Consider the following 24,532-nt stretch of genomic DNA (forward strand, 5'->3'; position numbering starts at 1 on the left):
GTGGGTGGCGGGGCAGGCCTACTGGCAGAATGTGCCGCCATTCTTGCGCGGGGCGAGGTCGATATGCAGGTGCCGGGCGTGGTCGGCGTCGCTGCCTGGACCGAGCACCGTCTTGAACGGCCCGCAGGCCGCCTTTCGTATAGCATCAAGGAACTTGGCATTCTTCTCCGGCGGCGCCGGCTCGACCTCGACCGACGTGCCACCGGTCAGGGTAAAACGGGCAATGTCGAGGGCGTTGCCGAAGGCATGCTCGGACAGTTTGCGGGTGCCGTTGCGCGGCCGACAGACATAGGCCGAAGCCTGCCCGACGACGGTCAGTGCCTCGCCGAGCTCGGTTCTCGCGGCAGGGGCGATGACTTCCGTGGCGAAGCGGGCGGAGGTCTCGGCGGTGGCACAGTTGATGATCGCGTCGGGCTCGATGTCGATGGACCGCGAGAGACGCTTCAGCTTGAGCGGAAAGGGCAGGGCGCAACCGTCGGCGTCGCTTTGCGGCGCCTGTTCCTCGAACTCGGCGCCGAGCACCTTCAGGCGCGTGCGGCAGGCGGTCTCCTCGATCGGCATCGTTGCCGGCCGCGCGACGTAGGAACGCTTGTCGGGCAGCATCTTTGGCGCCGGCGGACCAAACATCTCTCGCCCACGTGGTGCTTCGGGGCCATCCGGGCGCGAGGACGGAATGGGGACGGTTGTTGGTATTGCTTCAGCCTTCGACATCGCTTCAGGAATTGGCGGGCCAAACATTTCTCGGGCTCGCCGCTGGTCGGGAACGTCGGGATGCGGCTCGGGTGTGGGAACCAAAGCCTGCCCGGCTTGTGTCGACGCAGCCGGGGGCGGTTTGGGCATGGCCTGCACGGGTGCGGCCCGTGGCACCGGAGCTCGATTGGGTAGTGACGTCTTGCTTGCTTCGACCTTGCTGGCTTCGGCAAAGCCGTGCGGGGGCGCTGCGAAGGCCGCCAGCGGCAGGACAAGGATCAGGGAAAGCAGGCGGGATTTGGCTGTGTGCATCGCCGCTCAACGTTGTCGATCGTTCGCGGTTGCCGAGGGGACGCTGCCGCGCGATCAAATTCGGTGACGGCGTTGTCATCTGGCGGAAGTGTCAAGCGATGCTTCAGGCGCCCAGGGCCTCGAGGCCTTCCTCGAGCCAGTCGCCCAGCATCGGCATGCCGAGCAGGTATTTGGCGGTACGACGATTGCCGCGCTGCCGTGCCTCGGCGACCGCGTCCGCCCATTCGGCGGCGTCGTAGTCGCCGCGCCCAACCCAGGCGAGCGCCACCAGTTCGGCAGCCTGGTCGACATTGAGGTCGGCGATCAGCCCGCGTAGCTCTTTTTCGGTGAGGTTTTCCGCCTCTTCCTCGGCGAGGCCATCATGGCGATGGTTGTCGTGGGTGTCGCCGTCATATTCGACCTCGTGCTCGGCGCCGTCTTCATAGTCTTCGTTGACGCCGGCGCTGATCGCCTTGGCCTTGAGGATGAACAGCCGGACGGTGTCCGGGCCAATGGTCAGGTCCCACTCTTTTTCGCGCCGCTGCTGCACGAGCGTGCTCCTGTTGCCTTCCCCCCGGCTGATGATAGCGCATTTGGCGGCGACGTCACTGCCTCGATATTCGCGGCGGGGTTGCCGTGGTTGACATGACTTTAGGAGAGGCGGATATAGCGCGCCTTCCTCCCCCCTCCAGACGGTATTCCCCATGGCTTTTCTGCTTTCGCCCAAGGTTCTTCCTGTGCTGATGCTGATTGCGTCCAACGTGTTCATGACCTTCGCCTGGTACGGGCACCTGAAGTTCAAGGCGGCTCCGCTCTATGCGGCGGTGATTTTCTCCTGGCTGATCGCCTTCTTCGAATACTGGCTGGCGGTGCCGGCCAACCGCATCGGCCACGAGGTCTATACGGCGGCGGAACTGAAGACGATGCAGGAGGTGATCACGCTCAGCGTCTTCGTGATCTTCTCGGTCTTCTACCTCAAGGAAGGCCTCACCTGGAACCACGCCATGGGTTTCGCGCTGATTGCTGGCGGGGCAGCACTGATTTTCCGCGGCTGAGGACGAAAAGCCTCAGCCGATGCGTTTGCCTCGACGGGGGGACGCAGCGGTGGAGGTCGCCATGCATAGCCAATATATGAAGCTTCTGGCCGGCGCGCTGGTGGCGCTGCCGCTGTTTGTCGTCCCCGTGATCTCCGCCGATGGGGGTGGAGGAGGCGGCGGTGGCGGCGGAACGGGTGGCGGCAGTGGTGGCGGCAGCGACCCGGTGAAATGCCGCACCGGCCTCGTCTACAACAAGAAAACCAAGAAATGCGAGCCGCCCAAGGCGGGCATGATAGATGACGACAGCCTCTATCTGGCCGGGCGTGCGCTGGCCATGGACGGCCGGTATGACGACGCGATCAAGGTGCTGACGTTGGCGCATGACAAGACCGACGCCCGCATCCTCAATTATCTCGGCTATTCGCACCGCAAGGCGGGGCGCATCCTCGTCGGTCTCGGCTACTACCAGGAGGCGATCCTCAACGATCCCGACTACCTGCCGGTGCGCGAATATATGGGCGAGGCGCATCTGACCCTCGGCGATGTCGCTGGTGCCAGGCTGCAGCTGTCGGAGATCGAAAAGCGCTGCGGCACAGGGTGCCGCGAGTACGGGTTGCTGCGGGAACAGATCGACGGCTATCTGAAGGGCTGACAGGCGTGGCCTGCCGGAGGTCGTCGCAGGCGCCGCTGCGGCGGTCAACTGTTGAACAGGCCCCCGACGCGTTCGCGAAAAGCGTCAGCGGTGTTGCGCGTGCCGAAGTCGCGGGTGTCGAAGCGCTTGCAGTCGCGGGCGGTCGACGCGCCAGGTGCTGGGCCTTCCATGGCAGGGCATTCCCGGGTTTCGAACCGTTCGATCTGGTCGGGCCCGAAGAGGTGATGCCTGGCCTGCCTGAACGGACGCTTCTCGACAATTTCGATGCGGCCGGAGCCGACTGTCCAATGGATCGCCGGCCCCGTCAGGCCGCCCCAGATCGCCGGCACGCCGACGGACCAGGCGCCGAGAATGAGGCACAGGAGGAACGGGCTCGTGGCATTGAGCGGCCAGACGCCACGGTAAAGCTCCCAGGTGGCGATGCTGACGACGAAGGCACCGATGGCGACCAGGCCGACGCGAAGGGCAGGTGCTGGTATGTCGAGCTGCAGCAGCCCGTCGCCGTCAATCTCGTCCATGCCGCAAGCCTCCGCGCGTCCACGCTAGCAGCTGGGCATGAACGGTTCGCTACGCGATTTCAGCGCGGGATGAAAAGCAGCTCGATCTGCGTTAGTCTGTCGATGGGCGCATGTTAGGAGGTAGCGATGCAGACCCGATTTGTGAAAGTGCTTGCAGGTGCAATGGTGTCGCTGCCCTTGCTGGCAGTGCCGGTGTTTTCGGCCGACAGCGGCGGAGGCAGCAGCGGTGACGAGCCGAAATGCGACAATGGCCTGGTCTACAACAAGAAGACCAAGAAATGCGAACCGCCCAAGGCCGGCATGATCGACGACGACAGCCTCTATTCGGCCGGACGTGCGCTTGCCATGGACGGCAAGTATGACGAGGCGATCAAGGTTCTGACGCTGGCCCAGGACAAGACCGACCCGCGCATCCTCAATTATCTTGGCTATTCCCACCGCAAGGCCGGCCGCGTGCTCGTCGGCCTCGGCTACTACCAGGAAGCGCTCCGCAACAACCCCGACTACACGCTGGTGCGCGAATATATGGGCGAGGCGCATCTGATGCTCGGCGACGTCGCGGCCGCCCGCCTGCAGCTGTCGGAAATCGAAAAGCGCTGTGGCAAGGGTTGCCGTGAATACGGCATGCTGGAAGAGCAGATCGACGCCTATCTGCGCGCCGGCTGATTTGTGCCGATGACATGATCCAAAGGACCGGGCTTGGCCCGGTCCTTTTCCTTGACACGAATGCGGTGACGGCAGTGCAGGTCGCGCGGCCTTCATTCTGCGCAACTCCTGACTGAAAGCCGCTGCACATTTTTCCCGGAATTGCTTAGGGTTGGGCCATGAACCTCGCCCAGATCCGCTACTTCCTGACCCTTGCCGAAACATTGAACTTCACCGACGCGGCGCGATTGTGCGGTGTCGCGCAGCCGACGCTGACGCGCGCGATCCAGAAGCTCGAACATGAGCTTGGCGGCACGCTGGTCTACCGGGACGGCAAGGACACACGGCTGACTTCGCTCGGCAGCGATGTCCGTGAGGAGTTCGCGGCCATCGTCGGCGCCGAAGACAGGATCCGTGCTTCGGTCAACAGTCGCATCTCGGGCCGGCGCGAGCGCCTCAATCTGGGGATTGCGCATTCGGTGGCGCCGGCGCCAATCAGCCGGTTCATCACGCACGCGCTCGGCGAGATGCCGATGCTGGAGATCCTGCTTCATCCAATCGACGGGAAGATGGGGCCGGGACTGCTGCTGGCCGGCACGCTGGACGGCGTCTTCCTCGCCGACAAACCCGCCGACGATACGAAGCTGTCGGTGATCGAGCTGTTCAGCGAGAGGCTGATGCTGGCTTGCGCGAGCAGCCATCGGCTGGCGAAGTTCGACATGGTTCCGCCGGAGGAAATCGGTGTCGAAAGCTATCTCGACCGGCTCGGCTGCGATTTTCGCAGCCAGGCAATCGACTATTTCATGAACGCCGAGCTGGTGATGCGGCCGCGGCTGCAGTCCGAACGCGAGGACTGGATGCAGCAGGCCGTCGCCGATGGCGCCGGCATTTGCCTGTTGCCCGAATTCTCCGCCATCGTGCCGGGGCTGGCCCTGCGCCCGGTATCGGGGCTGAATCTTGAGCGCCGGGTGTCCTTCGTTTCGGTCAGCGGATCGGGCAATGCGCCGGCACTGCGCCATCTGCGCATGATGGTCGGCTCGCATCGCTGGCCGCATTCAGCCGGTGCATCGAAACAATAGCCAACATGCATTGGCGCAGGCACCCCTCCGATACCCATCTCTGCCTCATCACCGAAATGGAGGACAGATGATGAGGGCCTACAACAAGAATCCCGACGCCGTCTCGGCACTGTCGCCGGAGCAGTATCGCGTCACCCAGAAGGATGGGACCGAGCGTCCCTTCACCGGCGAGTACTGGGACAAAAAGGAGCCGGGCCTTTATGTCGACGTGGTTTCCGGCGAGCCGTTGTTCGCCTCCGTCGACAAGTTCGACAGCGGCAGTGGCTGGCCGAGCTTCACCAAGCCGGTCGATGCCGAAAATGTCGTCGAGATCAGCGACCGCAGTTATGGCATGGTGCGCACCGAAGTGCGCTCGACGCATGGCGACAGCCATCTCGGCCATGTCTTTCCAGATGGCTCGCGCGACGCCGGCGGCTTGCGCTATTGCATCAACTCGGCGTCGTTGCGCTTCGTGCCGGTCGACGAGCTCGAAAGCGAAGGCCTCGGGCACTATGTGAAGCTATTCGTGAACAAGGGAGACGTTGCATGACAACCGAAACTGCAATTCTGGCCGGTGGCTGCTTCTGGGGCATGCAGGACCTGATCCGTCGGCTTCCCGGCGTCGTCTCCACCCGTGTCGGCTATTCGGGCGGCGACGTCCAGAACGCGACCTATCGCAATCATGGCAGCCACGCCGAGGCGATCGAGATCGTGTTCGATACGTCGAAGACGGATTTCCGCAGCATGCTGGAGTTCTTCTTCCAGATCCATGACCCGTCGACGAAGGACCGGCAGGGCAACGACCGCGGTACGAGCTATCGCTCGGCGATCTTCTACACCTCCGAGGCGCAGAAGGAGATTGCCGAGGAGACGATCAAGGACGTCGATGCCTCCGGACTGTGGCCGGGCAAGGTGGTGACCGAGTTGGCGCCGGCCGGCGACTTCTGGCAGGCCGAGCCCGAGCACCAGGACTATCTGGAGCGCTATCCCAACGGCTACACCTGCCACTTCGTCCGCCCGGGCTGGAAGCTGCCGCGCCGGTCGAGCGCCGCCTGATCTGACGACGTCACCGCAAAGAACTGCAACCGGACGCCTTGCTGACGCGGGCGACCGGAACGGTTTAGCGTGTCTAGGAGGATGCCATGGAACTCGGACTCCTGGGGCGTCGCGCCCCTGAGCTCAGGGGCGGAAACTGGATCGACGCCGGCAGCCGCTGCGGCTTTCCGACCTGAGCGACGGCTGCAAGATACTCTACTGCTTCCAGCACTGGTGTCCCGGATGCCATGCCCGTGGATTTCCGACGCTGAAGCGGCTGGTCGAGGCATTGCCGGCCGACAAGTTCGGTTTTGCCGCCATCCAGACGGTGTTCGAGGGTGCAAGCATCAACACCGACGACAAGCCGAAGCTCGAACAGGCGCGCTACAGGCTGATGATCCCGTTCGGGCACGACGTCCCGCCGGAGGGCTAACACTATCCGACTGTCATGCAGGACTATCGTACCGGCGGCACGCCGTGGTTCATTATCATCGATCCGGCCGGCAAGGTCGTCTTCAACGACTTTCATCTTGATGCCGACCTGCTGATCTCGGCGATGAGCAGCCCGACCACCGCCTGACGCATTGAAACCACGCGAGCGCTAGAGAGATTTCGCTTTTCTTCGAATCGCGGAATCTCTCTATCGCTTTGTTTTCCGCAATTCCGGACGGAAAACCGCTGCACACTTTTCCTTGAATTGCTTTAGTCGCCGCGCGACAGCCTGACGATCATGCCGTCGCCTTCGTCGGTCAGAAGCCAGATCGAGCCGTCGGGCGCAACGTTGACGTCGCGGATGCGACCGAAGGCGCCGTCGAGAATGCGCTCCTCGTCCAGGATGTTGCCCTTTGCGTCGCGGTCGAGGCGGCTCAAAAGCTCGAACTTCAGCGAGCCGATCAGCAGGTCGCCCTTCCATTCCGGGAACATGTCGCCCTGGTAGCTGGCGAGGCCTGAAGGCGCGATCGACGGATCCCAGTAATAGAGCGGCTGCTCGTAGCCCTTGGCCGAGGTGCCGACGCCGATCTTGGCGCCGGAATAGTCGCGGCCATAGGTGATGACTGGCCAGCCATAGTTCTTGCCGGCCTGAGGGCGGTTCAACTCGTCGCCGCCCTTGGCGCCATGCTCGACAGTGATAAGGCTGCCCAGAACGGGATCGAAGGTCGCTCCCTGCAGATTGCGGTGGCCCTTCGACCAGATTTCGGCTGCCATGGCCTTGCCGTCGGGCGAGGGATTATCCTTGGGGATGGAGCCGTCGGCGTTGATGCGGATGACCGCGCCGGCATGGTCCTGCATGTCCTGGGCGCGATCGCCCTGGCCGCGGTCGCCGGTCGTGACGAACAATGTGTCGTCGTCATTGACGACGATGCGCGAGCCGAAATGGTGACTGGTGCCGCTCTTGCGGTTCATCGAGAAGATGACCTTGACATCTTCGAGCCGCGCCTTGGCTCCGTCCCGGACCAGCTTGGCCCGGGCAAGCGCCGTGCCGGCGCCGCCGCGTCCCGGCTCGGAGAAGCTGACGAAGATCGTGCCAGACGTTGCGAAATCGCGGGCGACGGCAATGTCGAGCAGGCCGCCCTGGCCGCTTGCGGCAACCTCGGGCACACCCGACACAGGTTCGGACAAGCCGTTCTGCGACAGGATGCGGATCTGGCCCGAGCGCTCGGTGACGATTGCCTCGTTGCCGGGCAGAAAATCGAGGCCCCATGGATGATCGAGCCCTCCGGCAATGACGTCGGCGCGCACGGTGACGGCTTCGGTGTTGAAGCTCTGGGTCTGGGCGAAGGCCGGCGAGGCGGCCAATGCGAAGATGAATACGAAATGCGGTGTGTTGATGCTCATCTATCCGACATAGGTGCGTTGGCTGCTGCGGCAACCGCAACAGAGCATCAAAGCGCGACAGCTTCAATCACAAGCGGGTGAGAGGGCGCAGCGTCAGGTTGCGCTGCTGCAACGTCAGTGGTGGCCAACGCATTTTTTGACGTGAATTCTGCGACAGGATTGCTATATTCAACGGAGATAGAGGTGAGACGGTTCCGTTAGCCGAGGCTGCCGGACCGTTTTCTTTTTTTGTGCCTCGCGGCAGCATAAGGCCGCGCGGCAAAGGCCAGGAGAGGTCGATTATGAACAAGGTTCCGATGACTGCGGGTGGTTTCGCTGCGCTGAAGGAAGAACTGCGCTGGCGCCAGCAGGAAGAGCGTCCGCGCATCATCGAAGCCATTGCCGAGGCACGTTCGCACGGCGACCTTTCGGAAAACGCCGAGTATCACTCGGCCAAGGAAGCGCAGAGCCTCAACGAAGGCCGCATCAACGAACTCGAGGACCTGATCGCGCGTGCCGAGGTGATCGACGTCAGCAAGCTCAATGGCGACAAGATCAAGTTTGGCGCCACCGTCGTGCTGCTCGACGAGGATACCGAAGAGGAAAAGACCTACCAGATCGTCGGCGACCAGGAAGCCGATGTGAAGTCGGGCCGCATCTCGATCTCTTCGCCCATAGCGCGCGCGCTGATCGGCAAGGAAGTGGGCGACGCCGTCGAGGTCAACGCCCCGGGCGGCGCACGCGGCTATGAGATCGTCCAGGTCCAGTTCATCTGAGGCAACAGGCGGCATTGGCTGTGGCGATGCCGGATCAGACACGATGAACAAGGCAGGCAACCGCGCCGAAAACGCCGGCGCGGTCGACATGGCGCGCACCGAAGTGATCGCGCCCAATCTCAAGCAGCGGCTTTCCGGCGTCACCAGCACCATCGTGCAACTGGTGCCGGTGCAGGCGCGCAACCTCGGCATTGCCGTGTTCGGGCCTGGTCTGCCCGACAGCCTGCCCAAGATGCGCTGGTGGCAACTGCCTTGGCTGCTCAGGCGGCCTGAGACCGGGCGGCCGCGCATCTGGCACGCCAGGCGCAACACAGAGATGGTGGCAGGGCTTGTCCTGCGCCACGTCTTTCGGGCGCAGATCAGGCTGGTGTTCACCTCAGCGGCACAGCGCGACCACAGGCCGTTCACCAAATGGCTGATCCGCCAGATGGATGGCGTGATCGCGACCAGCCTGATGTCAGGGCGTTTCCTCGAGGTGCCGCACAAGGTGGTGATGCACGGGGTCGACCTCGAAAAGTTCCACCCGCCGCGCGGGCCCGACGACGCCTTTGCAGCCGCGGGGTTGCCCGGCAAATATGCCATCGGCTGCTTTGGCAGGGTCAGGCATTCGAAGGGCACCGACCTGTTCGTCGATGCGATGATTGCGTTGCTGCCGCACTATCCCGAGTGGACGGCTGTCATCACCGGGCGCATCACGGCGGAGCACAAGGGTTTCGGCGACGAGCTAAGGCAGCGGATCGCGGCAGCCGGCTTGTCGGAACGGATCCTGCTGCTCGGCGAGGTGCCCGACGTTGCCGTGTGGTACCGGCGCGTCACACTCTATGTCGCGCCGTCGCGCAATGAAGGCTTCGGGCTGACGCCGCTCGAGGCGATGGCATCGCGCACGGCTGTCGTTGCCAGCGACGCCGGCTCCTATTCGGAGATCGTGACGCGAGGCGTGACCGGCGATTTTGTTGCCGCCAATGACGGAAATGCGTTGCGCGAGGCGATCAGGCCATATCTCGCCGATCCGGCTCTTGCCGAGGCTCATGGCGCTGCCGGGCATGAAGACGTCTCCACACGCTTCCGGCTCGAAAACGAGGCGGCCGGGTTGCGCGAGATCTATGACCAGGTGTGGGCGAAGGGTTGACAGGGGCCTGGAACCGGCTTGCCGCATTGGCCCGAGTTTCTCCGCCGATTCTAATGTAACGCCCGCTTAAATGCTTTGATTTTCTCGTATTAAGTCAGTTTTGCTTTCCGGTTCTCCACCGGAAGCTGCAACAAGGCGATTGATGCGGAAAAACACTTGGGCGCCTGAAATAATGCTGAATTCTTGATCAAGGTTGCTCTATATTGCACCGCAATGCGCCCCCGGCTTGCTGCCCGCCCTCGCTTGCCTTATGGCAACCGCGGGTCGGGGGCACGACTATGGTAGAGATCGTGCTTTGAAAATCTATTTCATCAATCTCGACCGGTCGCCAGGCCGGCTCGATTGGTTCATGGCGCAGGTCGCCGGCATGGACGTTGCAACAGTCCGTGTGCCGGCGGTCGACGCCAGACAGCTGCCCGAACGGGAGTTCGAGCGGCTGCGGTGCCTGTCCTCCGGCGTCAACTCGATGTCGCCCGCCGAGGTGGCCTGCCTGCTCAGCCACCGCAAGGCGTGGGCGCTGGTGGCCGAAGGCGATGACGACTGGGCTTTCGTCGCCGAAGACGACATCCATTTCTCCGCCGATGCCGCCAGCTTTCTGAAGTCCGACCGCTGGATTCCGGCGGGGGTGGATCTGGTCAGGGCCGAAACGGATCTGGCCCGGGCCGAATTGTCCCACAAGACCTGGGGCGAGCCTGCCGGACACGAACTGCGCAGGCTGAAATCGGCGCAACTGGGGTCGGCAGGCTACTTCGTGTCGAGGACTGCCGCGCGCCGCCTGCTCGGCTATACCGAGCGCCACTGCGAACCAGCCGACGTCATTCTTTATTCTCCGGAGCGTGGCATCCTTGATGAACTCGTGGTGCTGCAGCTGATGCCGGCGGCCTGCATTCAAGACATGTGGGCGCCGAACGCTACCGTCGGCGGCTCGCTGACGAGCCAGATTGCCCAGGACCGGCGCCAGTTTCACCGTAGCGATCCTCGTTCCGCAAGACGGCGAGGGATCGCGAAGCTCACGCATGAATTTTGGCGGGTCGGGCGCCAGCTGGCGAGTCCCTTCCGCATGGCGCTGCTGGCGACTGCCAGGCAGTCGGTGTTCAAGAAGGTGTCCATCGAATTGACGGTGCGATCTGACACGCAGCGCGCAGGGTAAGCGTAAGCGGGAATGAAGAGTTTTGTCATCAATCTGGACCGCGCACCGCAGCGCCTCGAGCGCATGGCGTCGCTGTTTGGCGAGCTGGGGCTCGACTTCACCAGGGTGTCGGCCGTCGACGGCCGGGACCTGGCTGGCCGACAGGCTCGCAAGGGCATGTATTACGACCTGGGCAGTGGCGAGATCGGCTGCTTTCTCAGCCATATCAAGTGCTGGGACGCTGCGACGAAGGCAGACGGCGAGTACACCGCGATCTTCGAGGATGACGTCCACTTCGGGGCCGGTGCACGAGAACTGCTTGTCGACACCAGCTGGATTCCAGCCGATGCCGACGTGGTGAAGCTTGAAACCACCTTGGTGCGGACGCTGGTCGACCGCGACAGTGCTGCCCGTGCCGGCGACCGCTCGGTACGGCGCTTGCGCGATACGCATCCGGGGACGGGCGCCTACATCGTGTCGCGCAAGGGGGCGCGCAAGCTGCTCGAACTGAGCGCGGATTTCGCCGATCCGGTCGACCAGTTCATGTTCAATCCGGTCTCCGTCGCCTGGAATGCGCTGACGATCTATCAGGTCGACCCGGCGATCTGTGTCCAGGAGGTGGTCGTCGGCAAGGATAGTGCCGCCGATGCCTTGGCCAGCGGGCTGAAACACGAACGGCCGGTGCAGGAAAAAGCGCGCGGCACGGAAAAGCTGATGCGGGAGATTGCCAGACCGCTTGGGCGCCTTGCCGCGTCCGTCGGCGCAGGTCTTCGGGGGCAGCGATGGGGCAAGGTGCGGTTCCGCTGACCGGCGCCGGCCACTTGTTGAGGCAGGATTTGAACGACCATCCAATGAACATCTACCTGATCAATCTGGATCGCTCGCCCGATCGCCTGCAGCGTATGGCCACGATCTTCAGCGATCTCGGCCTCGACTTCACAAGGATGCCGGCTGTCGACGGAGCGAAGCTGATTGCCGAGGGCAAACTGCACCGACCTGAGCGGGCAGGGCTGATCTACCAGCTCGGACCTGGGGAAACAGGCTGCTTTCTCAGCCACCGGGCGTGCTGGGAGGCGATCGCCAACGCCGAGCAGAACCATGGGGCGGTCTTCGAGGACGACGTCCATTTCGGATCCGGCCTCGCCGAATTGCTGAGCAACGATGCCTGGATTCCTGGCGATGCCGACGTGGTGAAGCTGGAGACCACCAGGGTGCATGCCCTCCTCGACAGAACGGGCAACAAGCTTGCCCTGGGACGTTCTCTCAAGAGGCTTCGGTCAACACATACTGGTGCAAGCGGCTACCTCTTGTCGAAGTCGGCCGCTCGGAAGCTCATTGCTTTGAGTGAGGATTTTGTCGATCCGGTCGATCAATTCATGTTCAATCCGGCTTGTACGGCTTGGGCTGATCTTACGATCTACCAGTTGACGCCAGCAATCTGCATTCAGGATATGCTGGTTGGAGCAGGTAGCCAGGTTGTCGGTTTCCAAAGTACTCTCGAAGATGAGCGGCCCGAACTCAAGAGCCAAAAAGAGCGGCTGAGCAAGCCGCTAAGAGAAGTCATGAGACCCTTACGGCAGGCGTGGATGTTCTTGAACTCGCGCTTGCGCGGCCTTGAGCGGATCAGGGTTCCTTTTTCCTGAGTTTTGTTTATCCCTGTGGCCGGCTACAGGCCATTCTTGCAGACACTGTATTTGGACGTTGGAAAATACGGGACTGAAACAGCAGTTTTGGATTGAGGGATTGTGAAGATCGCCGCTTTAAAGGGAATAGAAAACGCCCTGAGAAATTGGAAGGTTGCGTTCATCCGGAAACTGGTTTCCGGCAAGCATGGCCGACGCGTTTCATCCGAGGTGCTTTTGACGAACGTCACCTCGGTCACTATGAAATTCGATGACCACTTCATGTCTTTTTCGCCACATGAGTACATCGGGAGAAGTATTTTTCTCTTGGGAGATTTTGATCGGCATCTCTCTGACGCATTGGTCGCCTTCCTATCTCGTCGAGGCTATTTGCCGAGCGGTGGGGCGACCGTGCTGGAGATAGGCGCGAACATCGGCACTCAGACGGTGTATTTTTGCCGGTCTGGCAAAGTAGCGAGGGTTATCGCCGTCGAGCCGGATCCGAGAAACTTGTCTTTGCTTCGGCGCAATGTTGCGGACAACGATCTTGAGCAACGTGTCACCATCATCCCTTGTGCGGTCGGAAACGATATCGCGGCAGGCAATTTGCATCGCGCTGAAGGCAATTTCGGCGGCAGCAGCCTGTTTCCGTTGCCGAATTCTGAAGGTGAGGTGGCGGTCGCGATCAAGCCCATGGCGCAGGTGCTTGCAGAGGCTGATGTTCTTGCCGCCGACATCGATTTCGTGTGGATGGACATCGAAGGGGCGGAGCCCCTTGCCAGCCAATCGATGCACGAACTTTTCGAGCGTCGTGTGCCGGTCATGTTCGAGTACTCGCCTGGCGTCTATCCACCGGGAACCGCTCGTGAGTTCATAGCGCTTCTGTCGCGCTACTACGAAAAGTGCATGATCTTCGATGGACATAACCAAGCGGAGATGAAGGTCGTCGACCTTCCGATCAGCATCGCCCAAACAAACATCCTGCTGCTGCCATAACGCTTGGCAGGCAGGGCGAGGGTTGTAGCCTAGATCGCCACCAGGCCGTCGTCCTTGACCTGCCTGATGGTCAGCGCCGTGCGCACCGTGTCGACGTTAGGGGAGGAGGTCAGTTCCTCGATGACGAAGCCCTGAAAGGTGCCGAGGTCGGGAGCGAGGCAGTGCAGCATGAAGTCGGATTCGCCCGAGACCATCCAGGCGCTGCGGACGATCGGCCAGTTGCGGGTGCGGTCGGCGAACGCCTTGAGGTCGACTTCCGACTGGCGGTTGAGGCCGACGAGGCAGAAGGCGACGACGTCCATGCCGAGCGCGGGCGCGTTAAGCAGGGCGCGGTAGCGCTGGATGATGCCTTCGTCCTCCAGCCGCTTGACGCGGCGCAGGCAGGGCGGCGCCGAGATACCGACGCGGCGCGACAATTCGACATTGGTCATGCGGCCGTCGTCCTGAAGCTCACGCAGAATCTTCCAGTCGATGGCGTCGAGGTCGGCCTTGATCGGCATATGTGCTCCGCGTTTGCGCAAGAATCTTGCGCAATGACGTAATAAAACTACTCGAAGCCCTTGGGAAGCCCATGGCTGGTGAAACGCCGCAGACGGAACAATTGCACCGTTCGGTGCACAGCTTTCGGGGGAGTAACATCTTGCCGCCTTGCGCGGGGTATGGGTGAACACCTAGATTAGGACGATCCGCAGCCCGTTTTGACGGCTGCAGCATTTTCCATCGACCACGAAGGCCCTGCGATGACCGCCAAACATGCGCCAGTTCTCATCATCGGTTCCGGACCTGCCGGATACACGGCGGCGATCTATGCGGCGCGTGCCATGCTGAAACCGGTGCTCGTCGCCGGCATCCAGCAGGGCGGCCAGCTGATGATCACCACCGAGGTCGAAAACTATCCCGGCTTCGCCGAGCCGATCCAGGGCCCGTGGCTGATGGAGCAGATGCGCCTGCAGGCCGAGCATGTCGGCACCGAGATGATCAACGACATCATCACCGAGGTCGATCTCGACGTCAGGCCGTTCCGCGCCAAGGGCGATTCCGGAACCATCTACACCGCCGACGCGCTGATCATCGCCACCGGTGCTCAGGCAAAGTGGCTGGGCCTGCCCTCCGAGCAGGTGTTCCAGGGTTTTGGCGTTTCGGCTTGCGCCACTTGCGACGGCTTCTTCTATCGCGGCAAGGACGTGGTGGTCGTCGGCGGCGGCAATTCGGCGGTCGAAGAGGCGCTCTATCTCTCCAATCTGGCCAAGACGGTGACCGTCGTTCATCGCCGCGATCATTTCCGCGCCGAGCGCATCCTGCAGGAACGGCTGTTTGCCAAGGCCAACATCAAGGTGATCTGGGACTCGGCAGTCGAGGAGATTGTCGGTGCGCCGGCGCAGAAGCCGCTGCCGCCGTCGGTCAACGGCGTGAGGCTGAAGAATGTGCATACCGGCGCCATCACCGAAATGACTACGGACGGCGTGTTCGTGGCGATCGGCCATGCACCGGCGGTCGAGCTGTTCGTCGGCAAGCTCAAGCAGAAGCCGAACGGCTATCTCTGGACCGAGCCGAATTCGACGCGGACCAACGTTGCGGGCGTGTTCGCCGCCGGCGACGTGACCGACGACATCTATCGCCAGGCGGTGACGGCGGCAGGACTTGGCTGCATGGCAGCGCTTGAAGCCGAGAAGTATCTGGCGGGAGTTGAAGTGCATCGCGAAGCGGCCGAATAGGCCGACCAAACGCCTTATAAACGAGGGGAAAAATGGCGTTGGATTGGGATAAGTTGCGCGTGTTCCACGCAGCGGCGGAGGCTGGCTCTTTCACGCACGCGGCGGAGACGCTGAGGCTGTCGCAGTCGGCGATTTCGCGTCAGGTGAGCGCGCTCGAACACGACATCGGCGTGCCCCTGTTTCATCGGCACGCGCGTGGCCTGGTGCTGACCGAGCAGGGCGAGATGCTGTTCCGCACGGCGCATGACGTCTTGATGAAGCTCGAGACGATCAAGACGCGGCTGACCGAAACCAAGGACCGGCCGTCTGGTGTGCTCAAGGTGACGACGACCGTCGGCCTCGGCGCCGGCTGGCTGACCGAGCGCATCCAGGAGTTCCTCGAGCTCTATCCCGATATCCAGATCCAGCTGATCCTCGCCAATGAGGAGCTGGACCTGACCATGCGCCAGGCCGATTGCGCGATCCGCCTGCGTCAGCCGCAGCAGCCGGACCTGATACAGCGCCGGCTATTCACGGTGCATTTCCACCTCTATGCGTCGCCGGCCTACGTCAACAAATACGGCAAGCCGACATCCATCGCCGACCTCAAGAACCACCGTATCGTCACCTTCGGCGTGCCGGTGCCGACGCATCTGAGCGAGCTCAACTGGCTGGAAACCGTCGGCGACTTCGAGGGCGGCCAGCGTGTGCCGACGCTGCAGATCAATGACATCCTGTCGATCAAGAAGGCGGTGCAGACGGGTGCCGGCATCGCCATGCTGCCCGACTATGTCATCGGCAAGGATGCCGGACTGGTGCAACTCCTGCCCGAAACCGAGGTGCCGTCCTTCGACACCTATTTCGCCTATCCCGACGCCATGCGCGAGCAGGCCAAGCTGCACGTCTTCCGCGACTTCGTCATCGCCAAGGCCAGGAGCTGGGCCTACTAGGCTCCCACTCCGATCACGCCCGCTGCGAAAAGCCCTCGTTTCGGCGAGGGCAGGCTTTCCCGCGCGTGAACGCAGGCGCGCCCCGACAATCGGTTTCCGTTCCAAGCGACAATGCGGCTGCGTTGATCGGCCTGTTCCCAGCTACCTGGCGCCTGTGCGTGGACCGGGCAGGCTGTACCGCTCGACAACCCGAGCGGACGAAGGTGTTCACATTAATATGCAGGCAAATACCTGCATGACTTGACATGCAGGTATTTGCCTGCATATTAATGGCGGTCAGTGAGTGAGGACGATGGACGCCGACGACATATTCAAGGCCTTGAGCGACCCGACCCGCAGGAAGCTGCTCGATCTTCTCTTCGAAAAGAACGGACAGTCGCTGGGTGAGTTGTGTGCAAACCTCGATATGGCTCGGCAATCGGCCACCCAGCATCTCGGAATACTGGAGGCGGCCAACCTGGTCACATCGGTCCGGCGCGGCCGCGAGAAGCTGCATTTCATCAACCCCGTTCCGATCCACGAGGTTTACGAGCGGTGGGTGCGCAAGTTCGAGGTCCAGCGGCTCAGCCTGCTGCATGACCTGAAGAAAGAACTCGAAGGAGAATAACAATGACCAGCCAGGAAAAGACGAGCTTCGTCTACGTGACCTACATCGTCTCGACACCGGACAAGGTGTTCGAGGCAATCACCAAGCCTGATGTCGCAAGGCGCTACTGGGGCCACGAAAACATTTCCGACTGGAATCCGGGTTCGACGTGGGAGCACGTCCAGGCCCATGGCGAGCGAGCCGTCAAGGTTGTCGGCAAGGTCGTCGAGACCGTTCCGCCGAGCCGCCTCGTCATGACCTGGGCAGACCCGTCCGAGGCTGCAAATCCTGCAAGCTACAGTCGGGTGACGTTCGACATCGATGAATACGACACCATGGTTCGGCTGACCGTTACCCATGACGAACTCGAAGCCGGCAGTGGCATGGCGAAAGGCATCAGCAAGGGCTGGCCGATCGTTCTGTCCAGCCTGAAATCCTTCCTCGAAACGGGACGCCCCCTCGACGTTTTCGCCAAGCCAAAAACGGCATGATTGGCTGCCCGCATCCCGGAGAACCCCAATGACGACCAAGCTTTATGCCGGCGGCTGCGCCTGTGGTGCTGTCCGCTACGAGACGACAAACGAGCCGATCTTCCAGAACCACTGCCAGTGCCTGGATTGCCAGAAGCGTAGCGGCACCGGGCATGGCTCGTACCTGACCTTTGCCCGGCGCGCCGAGATGGCGATGACGGGCGATGCAAAGCATTGGCGGGTCGTGGCCGACAGCGGCAAGGACAAGATCCATGGCTTCTGCCCTGAGTGCGGAACGCCTGTGTTCGTGACCTTCGCCGCAGCGCCCGAAGCGATCGCGATCCATGCCGGCAGCCTGGATGATCCGGGACAGTTCCAGCCTCAGGTGCTGACCTACAGTGCCCGAGGCCACGCCTGGGACAGGATCGATCTCGATCTCGTGGCCTTCGCGGGCATGCCGAGCGGCTGAACGTTCGCCTGCCGACATCGTTTCCGGCTGGCCGATCTTGTTCCGGCCTAAGCTCCACGCCAGGGCGTGAGCCGGGGCAGCCAGCCGGGAACGTTTTGGCGGTAAGCTTCATAGTCGGCACCGTATTGCCGCAGCAGAACCGGCTCCTCATAGATCCGGACGAAGGTCGCCATCACAGCGCCCATGATGACGGCATAGGCGGCAAGCTGCCAAGATGCAAAGATCAGCGCCTGACCGAGGATGATCGACAGCACGGCGACATACATCGGGTTGCGCACGTGGCGGTAGACGCCGCCGACCACCAGCCTGTCCGTCGGCGCGATCGGGGCAGGGGTGCCGAGCCCTTCCAGCGCGAAACGGGCGAAGGCGTGCAGCACCACGCCGAGGCCGACAGCGACCAGCGCGGCGCCCAGGATGGCGAGTGGCCACGACGCCACCGGCAGGCCGTAGCGCCCGCTCGCGAGCCACGGCACGAGGCCGGCGACGACACCAGGTGCCGTGATGAAGAAGATGGCGCTGCCGAGGATGGCGGACGGTTTGCGCGAGGCTTGCACTCCTCTTGATCTCTCAGGTCGAAAATTCCGCATGTTGCCTATTGGCTTGGCTTTCGCCGCAACAATGAGCGTGCCGTGCCCGATTTGCCAGCATCTCCCGGCGCGGGGCATTTCAGGTCATCCTTGGCGTCGCCACGGCTGTTTGTTGTGCATTGCAGCATGCTCAGGCTGCGATTTTCGGGGCGAAAACTGGTCCTATCGGGCTTCTAACGTCGTTAGACCACAGCCTGTATGTTTTTGCATGCGTGCATTGCAAAATAGATGCTTGTTTGTTGGGCAAGGAGAGCACATATATTGATCATCTCCAGGGCGCGTTCCTCCTCCCATTAGCGCCCTCGAGTGTTCCCCTCTGGAGGTTAGCCTTAATCGGCACTTCCAAACAAACTCAGCCGGATCTTCTTGGATCCGGCTTTTTTGTTGCCTGAAACAGGCCAAACCTCCCGCGTAACAGTGACATGTAACCCCCGGTAACATTCCCCGTACCCCGGGACGCGCCTAGTTTTTACATGGACGCGGTGATGGTGCGTCGGGAGATGGGGGCATCACCCGTGCGCGCCAGGTTCAGGCAACGCGCCGCGTCCAGCAGATTGCCGACGACCCAAGACGTTGGCCACGTAGCGGCGGACCTGCCGTCCCGCCTCCCGCGGAACGGTCCGCAAAAAAGCGGTGTCCGAGGATATCCTCGGGCGCCGCTTTTGTTTTGTCGGCGGCCGGTCAAGGCTGGGCGACATTGCTGCGAATCCATATTTTGCCAGGTGCGGCCAGATGGATCTTTTGGGGGGGGCATTCATGAGCATGACAGATGCGGCCAAGGGCGCGAGCAAGGCGGGTGTGGCCAAGGCCAAGGTCTTTGGTGGCGGCTGCCTGTGCGGCGCAGTCCGCTTCGAGGCGACCGGACCGGCCGGCAAGCCGCATACATGCTCGTGCCGCATGTGCCAGCGCCACACAGGTTCGCTGACCGCTTCCTGGGTCGAATTTCCAAGCGACCGCGTGACGTGGACCGGGCCGGGCGGCGCGCCATCGGTCTATCGCTCGTCCGACTATTCCAGTCGCGCCTTCTGCCCGGCCTGCGGCAGTTCATTCGGCGCTATCGACGACGCGCCCGTGGTCGCACTGCTGCTCGGCGTGTTCGACAAGCCCGGCGCGATTGAGCTCATGCCGAAGAGCCACTCGTTCAAGGGTGGTCGGCCAAAATGGTGGCATGTCGAGGCGAAAGCGGAGTAGGGCACCGCGCGCACAAACTGGCGCGCGGACACCTCCCAAGTTCTTTTTGACACTGCATGATCCCTCTCGACAATCGCTTCGATTTTTCGAGGGCATGCAGGTGGGATCACATGTAAAGCTTGGCGGGATCCTTGCCTGCGTAGAGCTGACCTATTTCGGCGGCATAGCCGTTGAACAGCTGTGTCGGCACCTGTTCGCCGGTGCCGAGCACGCGCTCCTTGGCCTGGCTCCAGCGCGGGTGCGGGACCTCGGGATTCACGTTCGCCCAGAAACCGTATTCGCTCGGCTGGATCGCTTCCCACAGGCCCACCGGTTGTTCGGCGACGAAGTCGATCTTGCGGATCGACTTGATCGACTTGAAGCCGTATTTCCACGGCAGGACGAGCCGTATCGGCGCGCCAAACTGCTTGGCCAGCGGCTTGTCATAGGCGCCGGTGACGAGGAAAGGCAGGTCGAGCGCCGCTTCCTCGATGGTGACGCCTTCGACATAGGGCCAGGGATAGACGAAGTCGTTCTGGCCGGGCGCCATGGACGGATCAAGGAAGGTCTCGAAGCGGATGAATTTTGCATCCGTCTTGGGGCTCGCCATGGCGACAAGCGCCTTCAGCGGGAAGCCGCTCCACGGGATGGTCATCGACCAGGCCTCGACGCAGCGGTGGCGGTAGAGCCGCGTCTCGAGCGGGAATTTGCGGATCAGGTCGTCGATGGCAAGCGTCATCGGCTTGTCGACGAGGCCGCCGATCCGGATGTCCCACGGCCGCGTCTTGAGCTGCTGGGCGTTGGCCGCGATTTCCTTGTAGGTGCCGTATTCGTAGAAGTTGTTGTAGTTGGCGTTGATCGCTTCGGGCGTCAGCGCACGGTCGAGCTTGTAGGTGGCATTCGGCTTGGCCGGATAGAGATCGGCGGTCGGATCGGCCTCCTCGGCGCGCGCCTTGCGGGGCAGGGCTGCGGCCGCGAGCCCAAGCCCCATGCCGGCCAGAATGCTGCGGCGGTTGAGGAAGATGTGCTCGGGTGTCGCCAGCGCTTCCGGAATTGCCCAGGACGGTCGGCGGTGAATGAATGCCATGCTTGCTCTCCAATAGGCTGGCCGCAAGGTCGCCCCTGCGGACGGCGAAATCAACGCTGTCACGTTCACATACGCGTGGAAACGTCGTCGCGTTACAGCGCCGTCCCGGATGGGAGATCAACAGAGCGTGAGGAGAGCTGCCGGACGACCCGCGTGGACCGCCCGGCTGCTGATCTCACGCGGCCTTGCCGCCCGACTGCATCGCTTCGTCGGCGAGGCGGCCGGTGAGTTCGGCCATGTGGTCGAACTCGGCGCGGTAGGTGGCGGCACCGGCGGTGGCTGAGCGCAGCTCGATGATCAGGTCGCCGATCTCCGATTGCGGCATCGTCGCCTCGACGACATCCCAGCCGGGCCAATCGGTACGGGCGTCGTAGCCGAGGATCTGGCCGCGGCGCTGCGGCACCAGTGCGATGATGCGCGCCGTGGCATCGGAGGGGGTGAAGATCTCGACCTTCATGACCGGTTCGAGCAGCACCGGCGAGCAACTCGGCATACCCTCCTTCATCGCGATCTTCGCCGCCATCTGGAACGCCATGTCGGAGGAATCGACCGAGTGAAACGAACCGTCAGACAGGTTGATGGCGATGTCGACGACGGGGAAGCCGAGCGGGCCGGTCTTGAGGAAGTCGCGCGCGCCTGCTTCGACCGACTGGATGTATTGCTTGGGCACGACGCCGCCTGTGATGGTGTCAGTGAACTCGAAACCCGAGCCGCGCGGCAGCGGCTTGATCTCGATGACGACATCACCGAACTGGCCGTGACCGCCCGATTGCTTCTTGTGGCGGCCGCGCTGCTGGACCGATTTGCGAATGGTCTCGCGATAGGGCACCGCCGGCGCGTGACCCTCGACGGCGATCTGATTGCGGCCTTCGAGCCGCTCTCGCACCACCCTCAGATGCATCTCGCCATGGCCGGATAGAACAGTTTCCGCCGAGTCCTGGTTGTGGTGCAAGGTGAGCGAGGGATCTTCCTCGGCCAGGCGCTGGATCGCCGCCGACATCTTGACCTCGTCCTTGCGCTCCTTGGGGCGCAGCGCAAAGGCATAGACCGGCTTGGGCGGCTCCAGTTTGACCAGCGGCTTGATGCCGCCCTTGGCCGTGGTCAGCGTCTGGCCGGTCGCGGCATGTTCGAGCTTGCCGAGCGCGACGGTGTCGCCGGCGCCGGCGCCCGACTGCTTGGACTGGTCCTTGCCGAGCAAGCGGTAAATGCCCGAGACCTTCGAGGTGTCGGTGGCGTTGAGCCAGAGCTCCGTACCATCGGCGACCTGGCCGGACAGGATGCGCGACACCGACAGCTTGCCGGCGTGGGAGGTGTGGATGGTCTTCATGACCTGGACGACCGCAGCGCTGCCGTCGGATATGCCGAGGCGCTTGCGCGTTGCCTCGATGTCGGGGGCGTCGTGGCGGATCGCCTTGAGCAGGCGCAGCGCGCCATTGCCCTTTTCGGCCGAGCCGATCAGCACCGGCGTGACCGCGCCGTCGCGCAGGTCGGCGGCAAGGTCATCGAAGATTTCATCTTTGGGCGGCTCGATCTCCTCGAGCAACTGCTCCATCAACTGGTCGTCATGGTCGGCGAGGGTTTCCAGCATGGCGAAGCGGGCTTCGAGTTCGCGCGCCTTGTCGTCGCTTGGGATGTCGGCGATCTCGCTCTCGGCATATTCGCGGTAGATGTAGGCGCGCTCCAGCGCGAGGTCGATCGAACCGACGACGACGCCGTCCTTGCGCAGCGGGATCTGACGCAGGAGCAGCGGCGTGCGGCTGACCGGCTGCAGCAGCTTCAGCGTGTCGCGGACGCCGGCGGCTGCCTTGTCGATCTTGTTGAGGAACAGGATACGCGGCACGCCGAGATCGTCGAGCTTGCGCATGATCAACTGCAAGGCTGGGATCTTCTTCTCGTCGGGCTCGGCGACGACGACGGCGAGGTCGCAGGCGGCAAGGATGGGCTCGGCCTCGAAGGCGAACTCGACCGAGCCGGGGCAGTCGACGAAGGTGATGGCCTCGCCCATGAACTGGGTGTTGGCGAAGACAGCCTCGACGCTCATGGCATGCGCCTTGGCCTCGGCCGAGTGGTCGGAGACCGTGTTGCCGGAGGCGACCGGGTGCTGCTTGGAAATGGCGCCCGTGCGGGCGAGAAGGGCTTCGAGAAGTGTGGTTTTACCGCTGGCGAAGGGACCGACGATGGCGATGCACTTCGGTCCCGTGCGTCTTCCTCCGGCGCGACTACCCATGAGAGCTGACCTCCACTCAGGCATTTTTCCCTGAATGCGGCGGCCGGCCTGTGCGGCCGTCGCGGGCAAATTCGTCTGAGAACTTCCTCCCCGTTGGCGACATCGTCACACGGCTTTGAAGGCAGGGCAAGAGCCTTGCAAGGCAAGGGTTGATGCGGCGGCAGCAGAAAGCCAGCTATTCCAAAAGCGCCATCAGATGTCGCGTCCGGCGGGCAGCGTGAGACGGCCCGCCACTCAATATTACGTTGGGGAACCATGACGACATCAAGTCGCGCCCATCTGGAGGAACGCAGTCCAATGTCCCGTGAACTCGACCATCTCAGTCGTCTCGTCGTCAGTGGACGGATGTCGCGCCGCGACTTTCTCGGCCGTGCCGCAGCCCTTGGAGTCACGGCCCTTTCGGCCAACACGCTGCTGGCCGGTGCCGCACAAGCGCAAGCGCCGGTCAAGGGCGGCGTGCTCAAGGCCGGCATGGTCGGCGGTGCCGCCACCGACAGCCTCGACCCGGCGACATGGGCGAGCCAGGTGCCCTACACGCTTGGCCGCAGCTGGGGCGAGCAGATGCTGGAAGTGTCGCCGGCGGGCGAGATCGAGCCGCGCCTGGCCGAAAGCTACGAAGCCTCCGACGACGCCAAGACCTGGCATTTCAAGATCCGCAAGGGCGTGACCTTCCACAATGGCAAGGAGCTTACGCCTGATGACGTGATGGCGACGCTGGAGCGCCATGCAGACGCCAATTCGAAATCGGCGGCACTCGCCTTCGTCAGCCAGTTCGAAAGCATGAAGGTCGACGGCGACTATGTCGTCATCCAGCTCAAGGAGGCCAATGCCGACCTGCCTTACGTGGTCAGCGACTATCACCTCATGATTCAGCCAAATGGCGGCAAGGACAATCCGACCGAAGGCATCGGCACCGGCCCCTACAAGGTGATGGTCAACGAGCCGGGCGTGCGCCATGTCGGCGAGTTGAGCAAGAACTACTGGGGTTCCGACAAGCGCGGCCATGCCGACCAGATCGAGATCGTTGTGATCAACGACGCGACAGCGCGCACTGCCGCACTTCAGGGCGGCCAGGTCGATCTGATCAACCGGGTCGAACCGAAGATCGTCGACCTGATCAAGCGCGTGCCGGGCGTAGAGATCCGCAACGTGCCGGGCAAGGGCCACTACGTCTTCATCGCTCATTGCAACACCGCACCCTTCGACAACAACGATCTGAGGCTGGCGCTGAAATATGCCGTCGACCGTGAGGAGATGGTCAAGAAGGTGTTGAGCGGCTTCGGCTCGATCGGCAACGACATGCCGGTGACCAAGGCCTATGCGATGTTCTCCGACGACATCGAGCAGCGCGCCTACGATCCTGACAAGGCGGCGTTCCACTACAAGAAGTCGGGTCATAGCGGCCCGGTGCTGCTGCGGACCTCCGACGTCGCCTTCCCAGGTGCTGTCGATGCCGCCCAGCTCTACCAGCAGAGTGCGGCCAAGGCCGGCATAACGCTCGAGGTCAAGCGCGAGCCGGGCGACGGCTACTGGTCGGAAGTGTGGAACAAGCAGCCCTTCTCGATGTCCTACTGGACCGGCAGGCCGACGCAGGACCAGGTCTATTCCATCGCCTATCTGTCCAAGGCCGAGTGGAATGACACCCGCTTCTTCCGAGACGATTTCGACAAGCTGATCCTGTCGGCGCGCGGCGAGCTCGACCAGGCCAGGCGCAAGGACCTCTACCGTCAGGCAGCCGTGATCCTGCGCGACGAGGGCGGCGTCATCGTGCCGATGTTCAACAACTACATCGACGCGACCGGCACCAAGGTCGGCGGCTGGGTCGACGATCCCAATGGCGAGCTGATGGGCGGTCATGCGCTGACCAAATGCTGGGTGAATGCATAGGCGAGGGCGCTT

The 24,532-nt window shown here is 62.8% G+C and carries 29 protein-coding genes; 21 read left to right on the top strand and 8 right to left on the bottom strand.

The genetic code is table 11. From position 1 onward, the window contains the following. Positions 1–18: 18 nt before the first annotated feature. Both N7E70_RS11875 and N7E70_RS11880 read right to left on the bottom strand, forming a co-directional pair. A complete protein-coding gene (locus N7E70_RS11875) occupies positions 19–603 on the bottom strand; it encodes an extensin-like domain-containing protein (RefSeq protein ID WP_263006455.1) in 585 nt (194 codons plus the stop codon). Positions 604–1,105: 502 nt separating this feature from the next. Further along, the gene (locus N7E70_RS11880) at positions 1,106–1,531 is read right to left on the bottom strand and encodes a DUF3775 domain-containing protein (protein ID WP_067959620.1); all 426 of its coding nucleotides are present in this window, start codon (positions 1,529–1,531) and stop codon (positions 1,106–1,108) included. Positions 1,532–1,685: 154 nt separating this feature from the next. Between N7E70_RS11880 and N7E70_RS11885 the strand changes: the two genes are divergently transcribed. Together N7E70_RS11885 and N7E70_RS11890 are read left to right on the top strand one after the other, a co-directional pair. Continuing rightward, entirely contained in the window at positions 1,686–2,036 is a 351-nt protein-coding gene (locus tag N7E70_RS11885; RefSeq protein WP_067959623.1) for a DMT family protein, read from the top strand. 61 nt (positions 2,037–2,097) lie between these two features. Beyond that, complete coding sequence (locus N7E70_RS11890) at positions 2,098–2,670, top strand: tetratricopeptide repeat protein (RefSeq protein ID WP_263006456.1); 573 nt, start codon at positions 2,098–2,100, stop codon at positions 2,668–2,670. Between the two features lie 44 nt (positions 2,671–2,714). Here N7E70_RS11890 and N7E70_RS11895 read toward each other — a convergent pair whose 3' ends face one another. Next, positions 2,715–3,188 carry a hypothetical protein gene (locus N7E70_RS11895; RefSeq protein WP_263006457.1) on the bottom strand — a complete coding sequence of 158 codons (474 nt, stop codon included), beginning with the start codon at positions 3,186–3,188 and terminating at the stop codon, positions 2,715–2,717. A 126-nt stretch (positions 3,189–3,314) separates the two neighbouring features. On the opposite strand from N7E70_RS11895, the gene N7E70_RS11900 reads away from it, so the two are divergent. The 6 genes from N7E70_RS11900 to N7E70_RS11925 all read left to right on the top strand — a co-directional run bounded on the left by N7E70_RS11900 (position 3,315) and on the right by N7E70_RS11925 (position 6,506). Beyond that, a complete protein-coding gene (locus N7E70_RS11900; RefSeq protein WP_263006458.1) occupies positions 3,315–3,854 on the top strand; it encodes a tetratricopeptide repeat protein in 540 nt (179 codons plus the stop codon). Positions 3,855–4,012: 158 nt separating this feature from the next. Further along, positions 4,013–4,912, top strand: coding sequence for a LysR family transcriptional regulator (locus tag N7E70_RS11905; protein WP_263006459.1), 900 nt, complete (start codon positions 4,013–4,015; stop codon positions 4,910–4,912). A gap of 70 nt (positions 4,913–4,982) precedes the next feature. Beyond that, positions 4,983–5,441 (top strand): peptide-methionine (R)-S-oxide reductase MsrB, encoded by a 459-nt coding sequence (msrB, locus tag N7E70_RS11910; RefSeq protein WP_263006528.1) that lies wholly within the window; start codon positions 4,983–4,985, stop codon positions 5,439–5,441. After that, positions 5,438–5,947 (top strand): peptide-methionine (S)-S-oxide reductase MsrA, encoded by a 510-nt coding sequence (gene msrA / locus N7E70_RS11915; protein WP_067959640.1) that lies wholly within the window; start codon positions 5,438–5,440, stop codon positions 5,945–5,947. The genes msrB and msrA overlap by 4 nt, the downstream gene beginning before the upstream one ends. Before the next feature lie 268 nt (positions 5,948–6,215). Next, positions 6,216–6,359: a hypothetical protein gene (locus N7E70_RS11920; protein ID WP_246790387.1), complete on the top strand. Its 144-nt coding sequence runs from the start codon at positions 6,216–6,218 to the stop codon at positions 6,357–6,359. Positions 6,360–6,374: 15 nt separating this feature from the next. Continuing rightward, a complete protein-coding gene (locus N7E70_RS11925; protein WP_263006460.1) occupies positions 6,375–6,506 on the top strand; it encodes a hypothetical protein in 132 nt (43 codons plus the stop codon). Positions 6,507–6,628: 122 nt separating this feature from the next. Here N7E70_RS11925 and N7E70_RS11930 read toward each other — a convergent pair whose 3' ends face one another. Further along, the gene (locus tag N7E70_RS11930; protein WP_263006461.1) at positions 6,629–7,762 is read right to left on the bottom strand and encodes a PQQ-dependent sugar dehydrogenase; all 1,134 of its coding nucleotides are present in this window, start codon (positions 7,760–7,762) and stop codon (positions 6,629–6,631) included. Between the two features lie 281 nt (positions 7,763–8,043). Here N7E70_RS11930 and greA point away from each other — a divergent pair, with 281 nt between their 5' ends. From greA to N7E70_RS11960, 6 genes are all read left to right on the top strand, one after another. Next, on the top strand, positions 8,044–8,517 hold the full coding sequence (gene greA, locus N7E70_RS11935) for a transcription elongation factor GreA (RefSeq protein ID WP_067959647.1): 474 nt from the start codon (positions 8,044–8,046) through the stop codon (positions 8,515–8,517). Between the two features lie 43 nt (positions 8,518–8,560). Further along, complete coding sequence (locus N7E70_RS11940) at positions 8,561–9,646, top strand: glycosyltransferase family 4 protein (RefSeq protein WP_067959649.1); 1,086 nt, start codon at positions 8,561–8,563, stop codon at positions 9,644–9,646. A 295-nt stretch (positions 9,647–9,941) separates the two neighbouring features. Then, positions 9,942–10,796, top strand: a complete 855-nt coding sequence (locus tag N7E70_RS11945) for a glycosyltransferase family 25 protein (RefSeq protein WP_263006462.1) — start codon at positions 9,942–9,944, stop codon at positions 10,794–10,796. 12 nt (positions 10,797–10,808) lie between these two features. Next, positions 10,809–11,582, top strand: coding sequence for a glycosyltransferase family 25 protein (locus N7E70_RS11950; protein WP_263006463.1), 774 nt, complete (start codon positions 10,809–10,811; stop codon positions 11,580–11,582). Between the two features lie 44 nt (positions 11,583–11,626). Then, complete coding sequence (locus tag N7E70_RS11955) at positions 11,627–12,418, top strand: glycosyltransferase family 25 protein (protein ID WP_263006464.1); 792 nt, start codon at positions 11,627–11,629, stop codon at positions 12,416–12,418. A 102-nt stretch (positions 12,419–12,520) separates the two neighbouring features. Next, complete coding sequence (locus N7E70_RS11960) at positions 12,521–13,393, top strand: FkbM family methyltransferase (RefSeq protein WP_263006465.1); 873 nt, start codon at positions 12,521–12,523, stop codon at positions 13,391–13,393. Positions 13,394–13,422: 29 nt separating this feature from the next. Here N7E70_RS11960 and N7E70_RS11965 read toward each other — a convergent pair whose 3' ends face one another. Continuing rightward, entirely contained in the window at positions 13,423–13,893 is a 471-nt protein-coding gene (locus N7E70_RS11965; protein WP_067959664.1) for an Lrp/AsnC family transcriptional regulator, read from the bottom strand. Between the two features lie 240 nt (positions 13,894–14,133). Between N7E70_RS11965 and trxB the strand changes: the two genes are divergently transcribed. From trxB to N7E70_RS11990, 5 genes are all read left to right on the top strand, one after another. Beyond that, complete coding sequence (gene trxB / locus N7E70_RS11970; RefSeq protein ID WP_154384817.1) at positions 14,134–15,108, top strand: thioredoxin-disulfide reductase; 975 nt, start codon at positions 14,134–14,136, stop codon at positions 15,106–15,108. A gap of 32 nt (positions 15,109–15,140) precedes the next feature. After that, positions 15,141–16,037, top strand: a complete 897-nt coding sequence (locus tag N7E70_RS11975) for a LysR family transcriptional regulator (protein ID WP_067959672.1) — start codon at positions 15,141–15,143, stop codon at positions 16,035–16,037. A 292-nt stretch (positions 16,038–16,329) separates the two neighbouring features. Then, entirely contained in the window at positions 16,330–16,644 is a 315-nt protein-coding gene (locus N7E70_RS11980; protein WP_067959677.1) for an ArsR/SmtB family transcription factor, read from the top strand. Positions 16,645–16,646: 2 nt separating this feature from the next. Further along, a complete protein-coding gene (locus N7E70_RS11985) occupies positions 16,647–17,114 on the top strand; it encodes an SRPBCC family protein (RefSeq protein ID WP_263006466.1) in 468 nt (155 codons plus the stop codon). Positions 17,115–17,142: 28 nt separating this feature from the next. Further along, on the top strand, positions 17,143–17,562 hold the full coding sequence (locus N7E70_RS11990; protein WP_263006467.1) for a GFA family protein: 420 nt from the start codon (positions 17,143–17,145) through the stop codon (positions 17,560–17,562). Between the two features lie 47 nt (positions 17,563–17,609). On the opposite strand, the gene N7E70_RS11995 is transcribed toward N7E70_RS11990, so the two are convergent. Next, entirely contained in the window at positions 17,610–18,149 is a 540-nt protein-coding gene (locus N7E70_RS11995; protein ID WP_192315154.1) for a methyltransferase family protein, read from the bottom strand. 756 nt (positions 18,150–18,905) lie between these two features. On the opposite strand from N7E70_RS11995, the gene N7E70_RS12000 reads away from it, so the two are divergent. Further along, positions 18,906–19,340: a GFA family protein gene (locus N7E70_RS12000; protein ID WP_246340511.1), complete on the top strand. Its 435-nt coding sequence runs from the start codon at positions 18,906–18,908 to the stop codon at positions 19,338–19,340. Between the two features lie 106 nt (positions 19,341–19,446). On the opposite strand, the gene msrP is transcribed toward N7E70_RS12000, so the two are convergent. Together msrP and N7E70_RS12010 are read right to left on the bottom strand one after the other, a co-directional pair. Further along, positions 19,447–20,406, bottom strand: a complete 960-nt coding sequence (gene msrP, locus N7E70_RS12005; protein WP_263006468.1) for a protein-methionine-sulfoxide reductase catalytic subunit MsrP — start codon at positions 20,404–20,406, stop codon at positions 19,447–19,449. Positions 20,407–20,581: 175 nt separating this feature from the next. Then, entirely contained in the window at positions 20,582–22,633 is a 2,052-nt protein-coding gene (locus N7E70_RS12010) for an elongation factor G (protein WP_263006469.1), read from the bottom strand. 297 nt (positions 22,634–22,930) lie between these two features. Here N7E70_RS12010 and N7E70_RS12015 point away from each other — a divergent pair, with 297 nt between their 5' ends. Beyond that, complete coding sequence (locus tag N7E70_RS12015; RefSeq protein WP_263006470.1) at positions 22,931–24,520, top strand: ABC transporter substrate-binding protein; 1,590 nt, start codon at positions 22,931–22,933, stop codon at positions 24,518–24,520. The last annotated feature ends 12 nt before the right edge of the window (positions 24,521–24,532 follow it).

The organism is Aminobacter sp. NyZ550 (genome assembly GCF_025628925.2).
Lineage (GTDB): Bacteria > Pseudomonadota > Alphaproteobacteria > Rhizobiales > Rhizobiaceae > Aminobacter > Aminobacter ciceronei.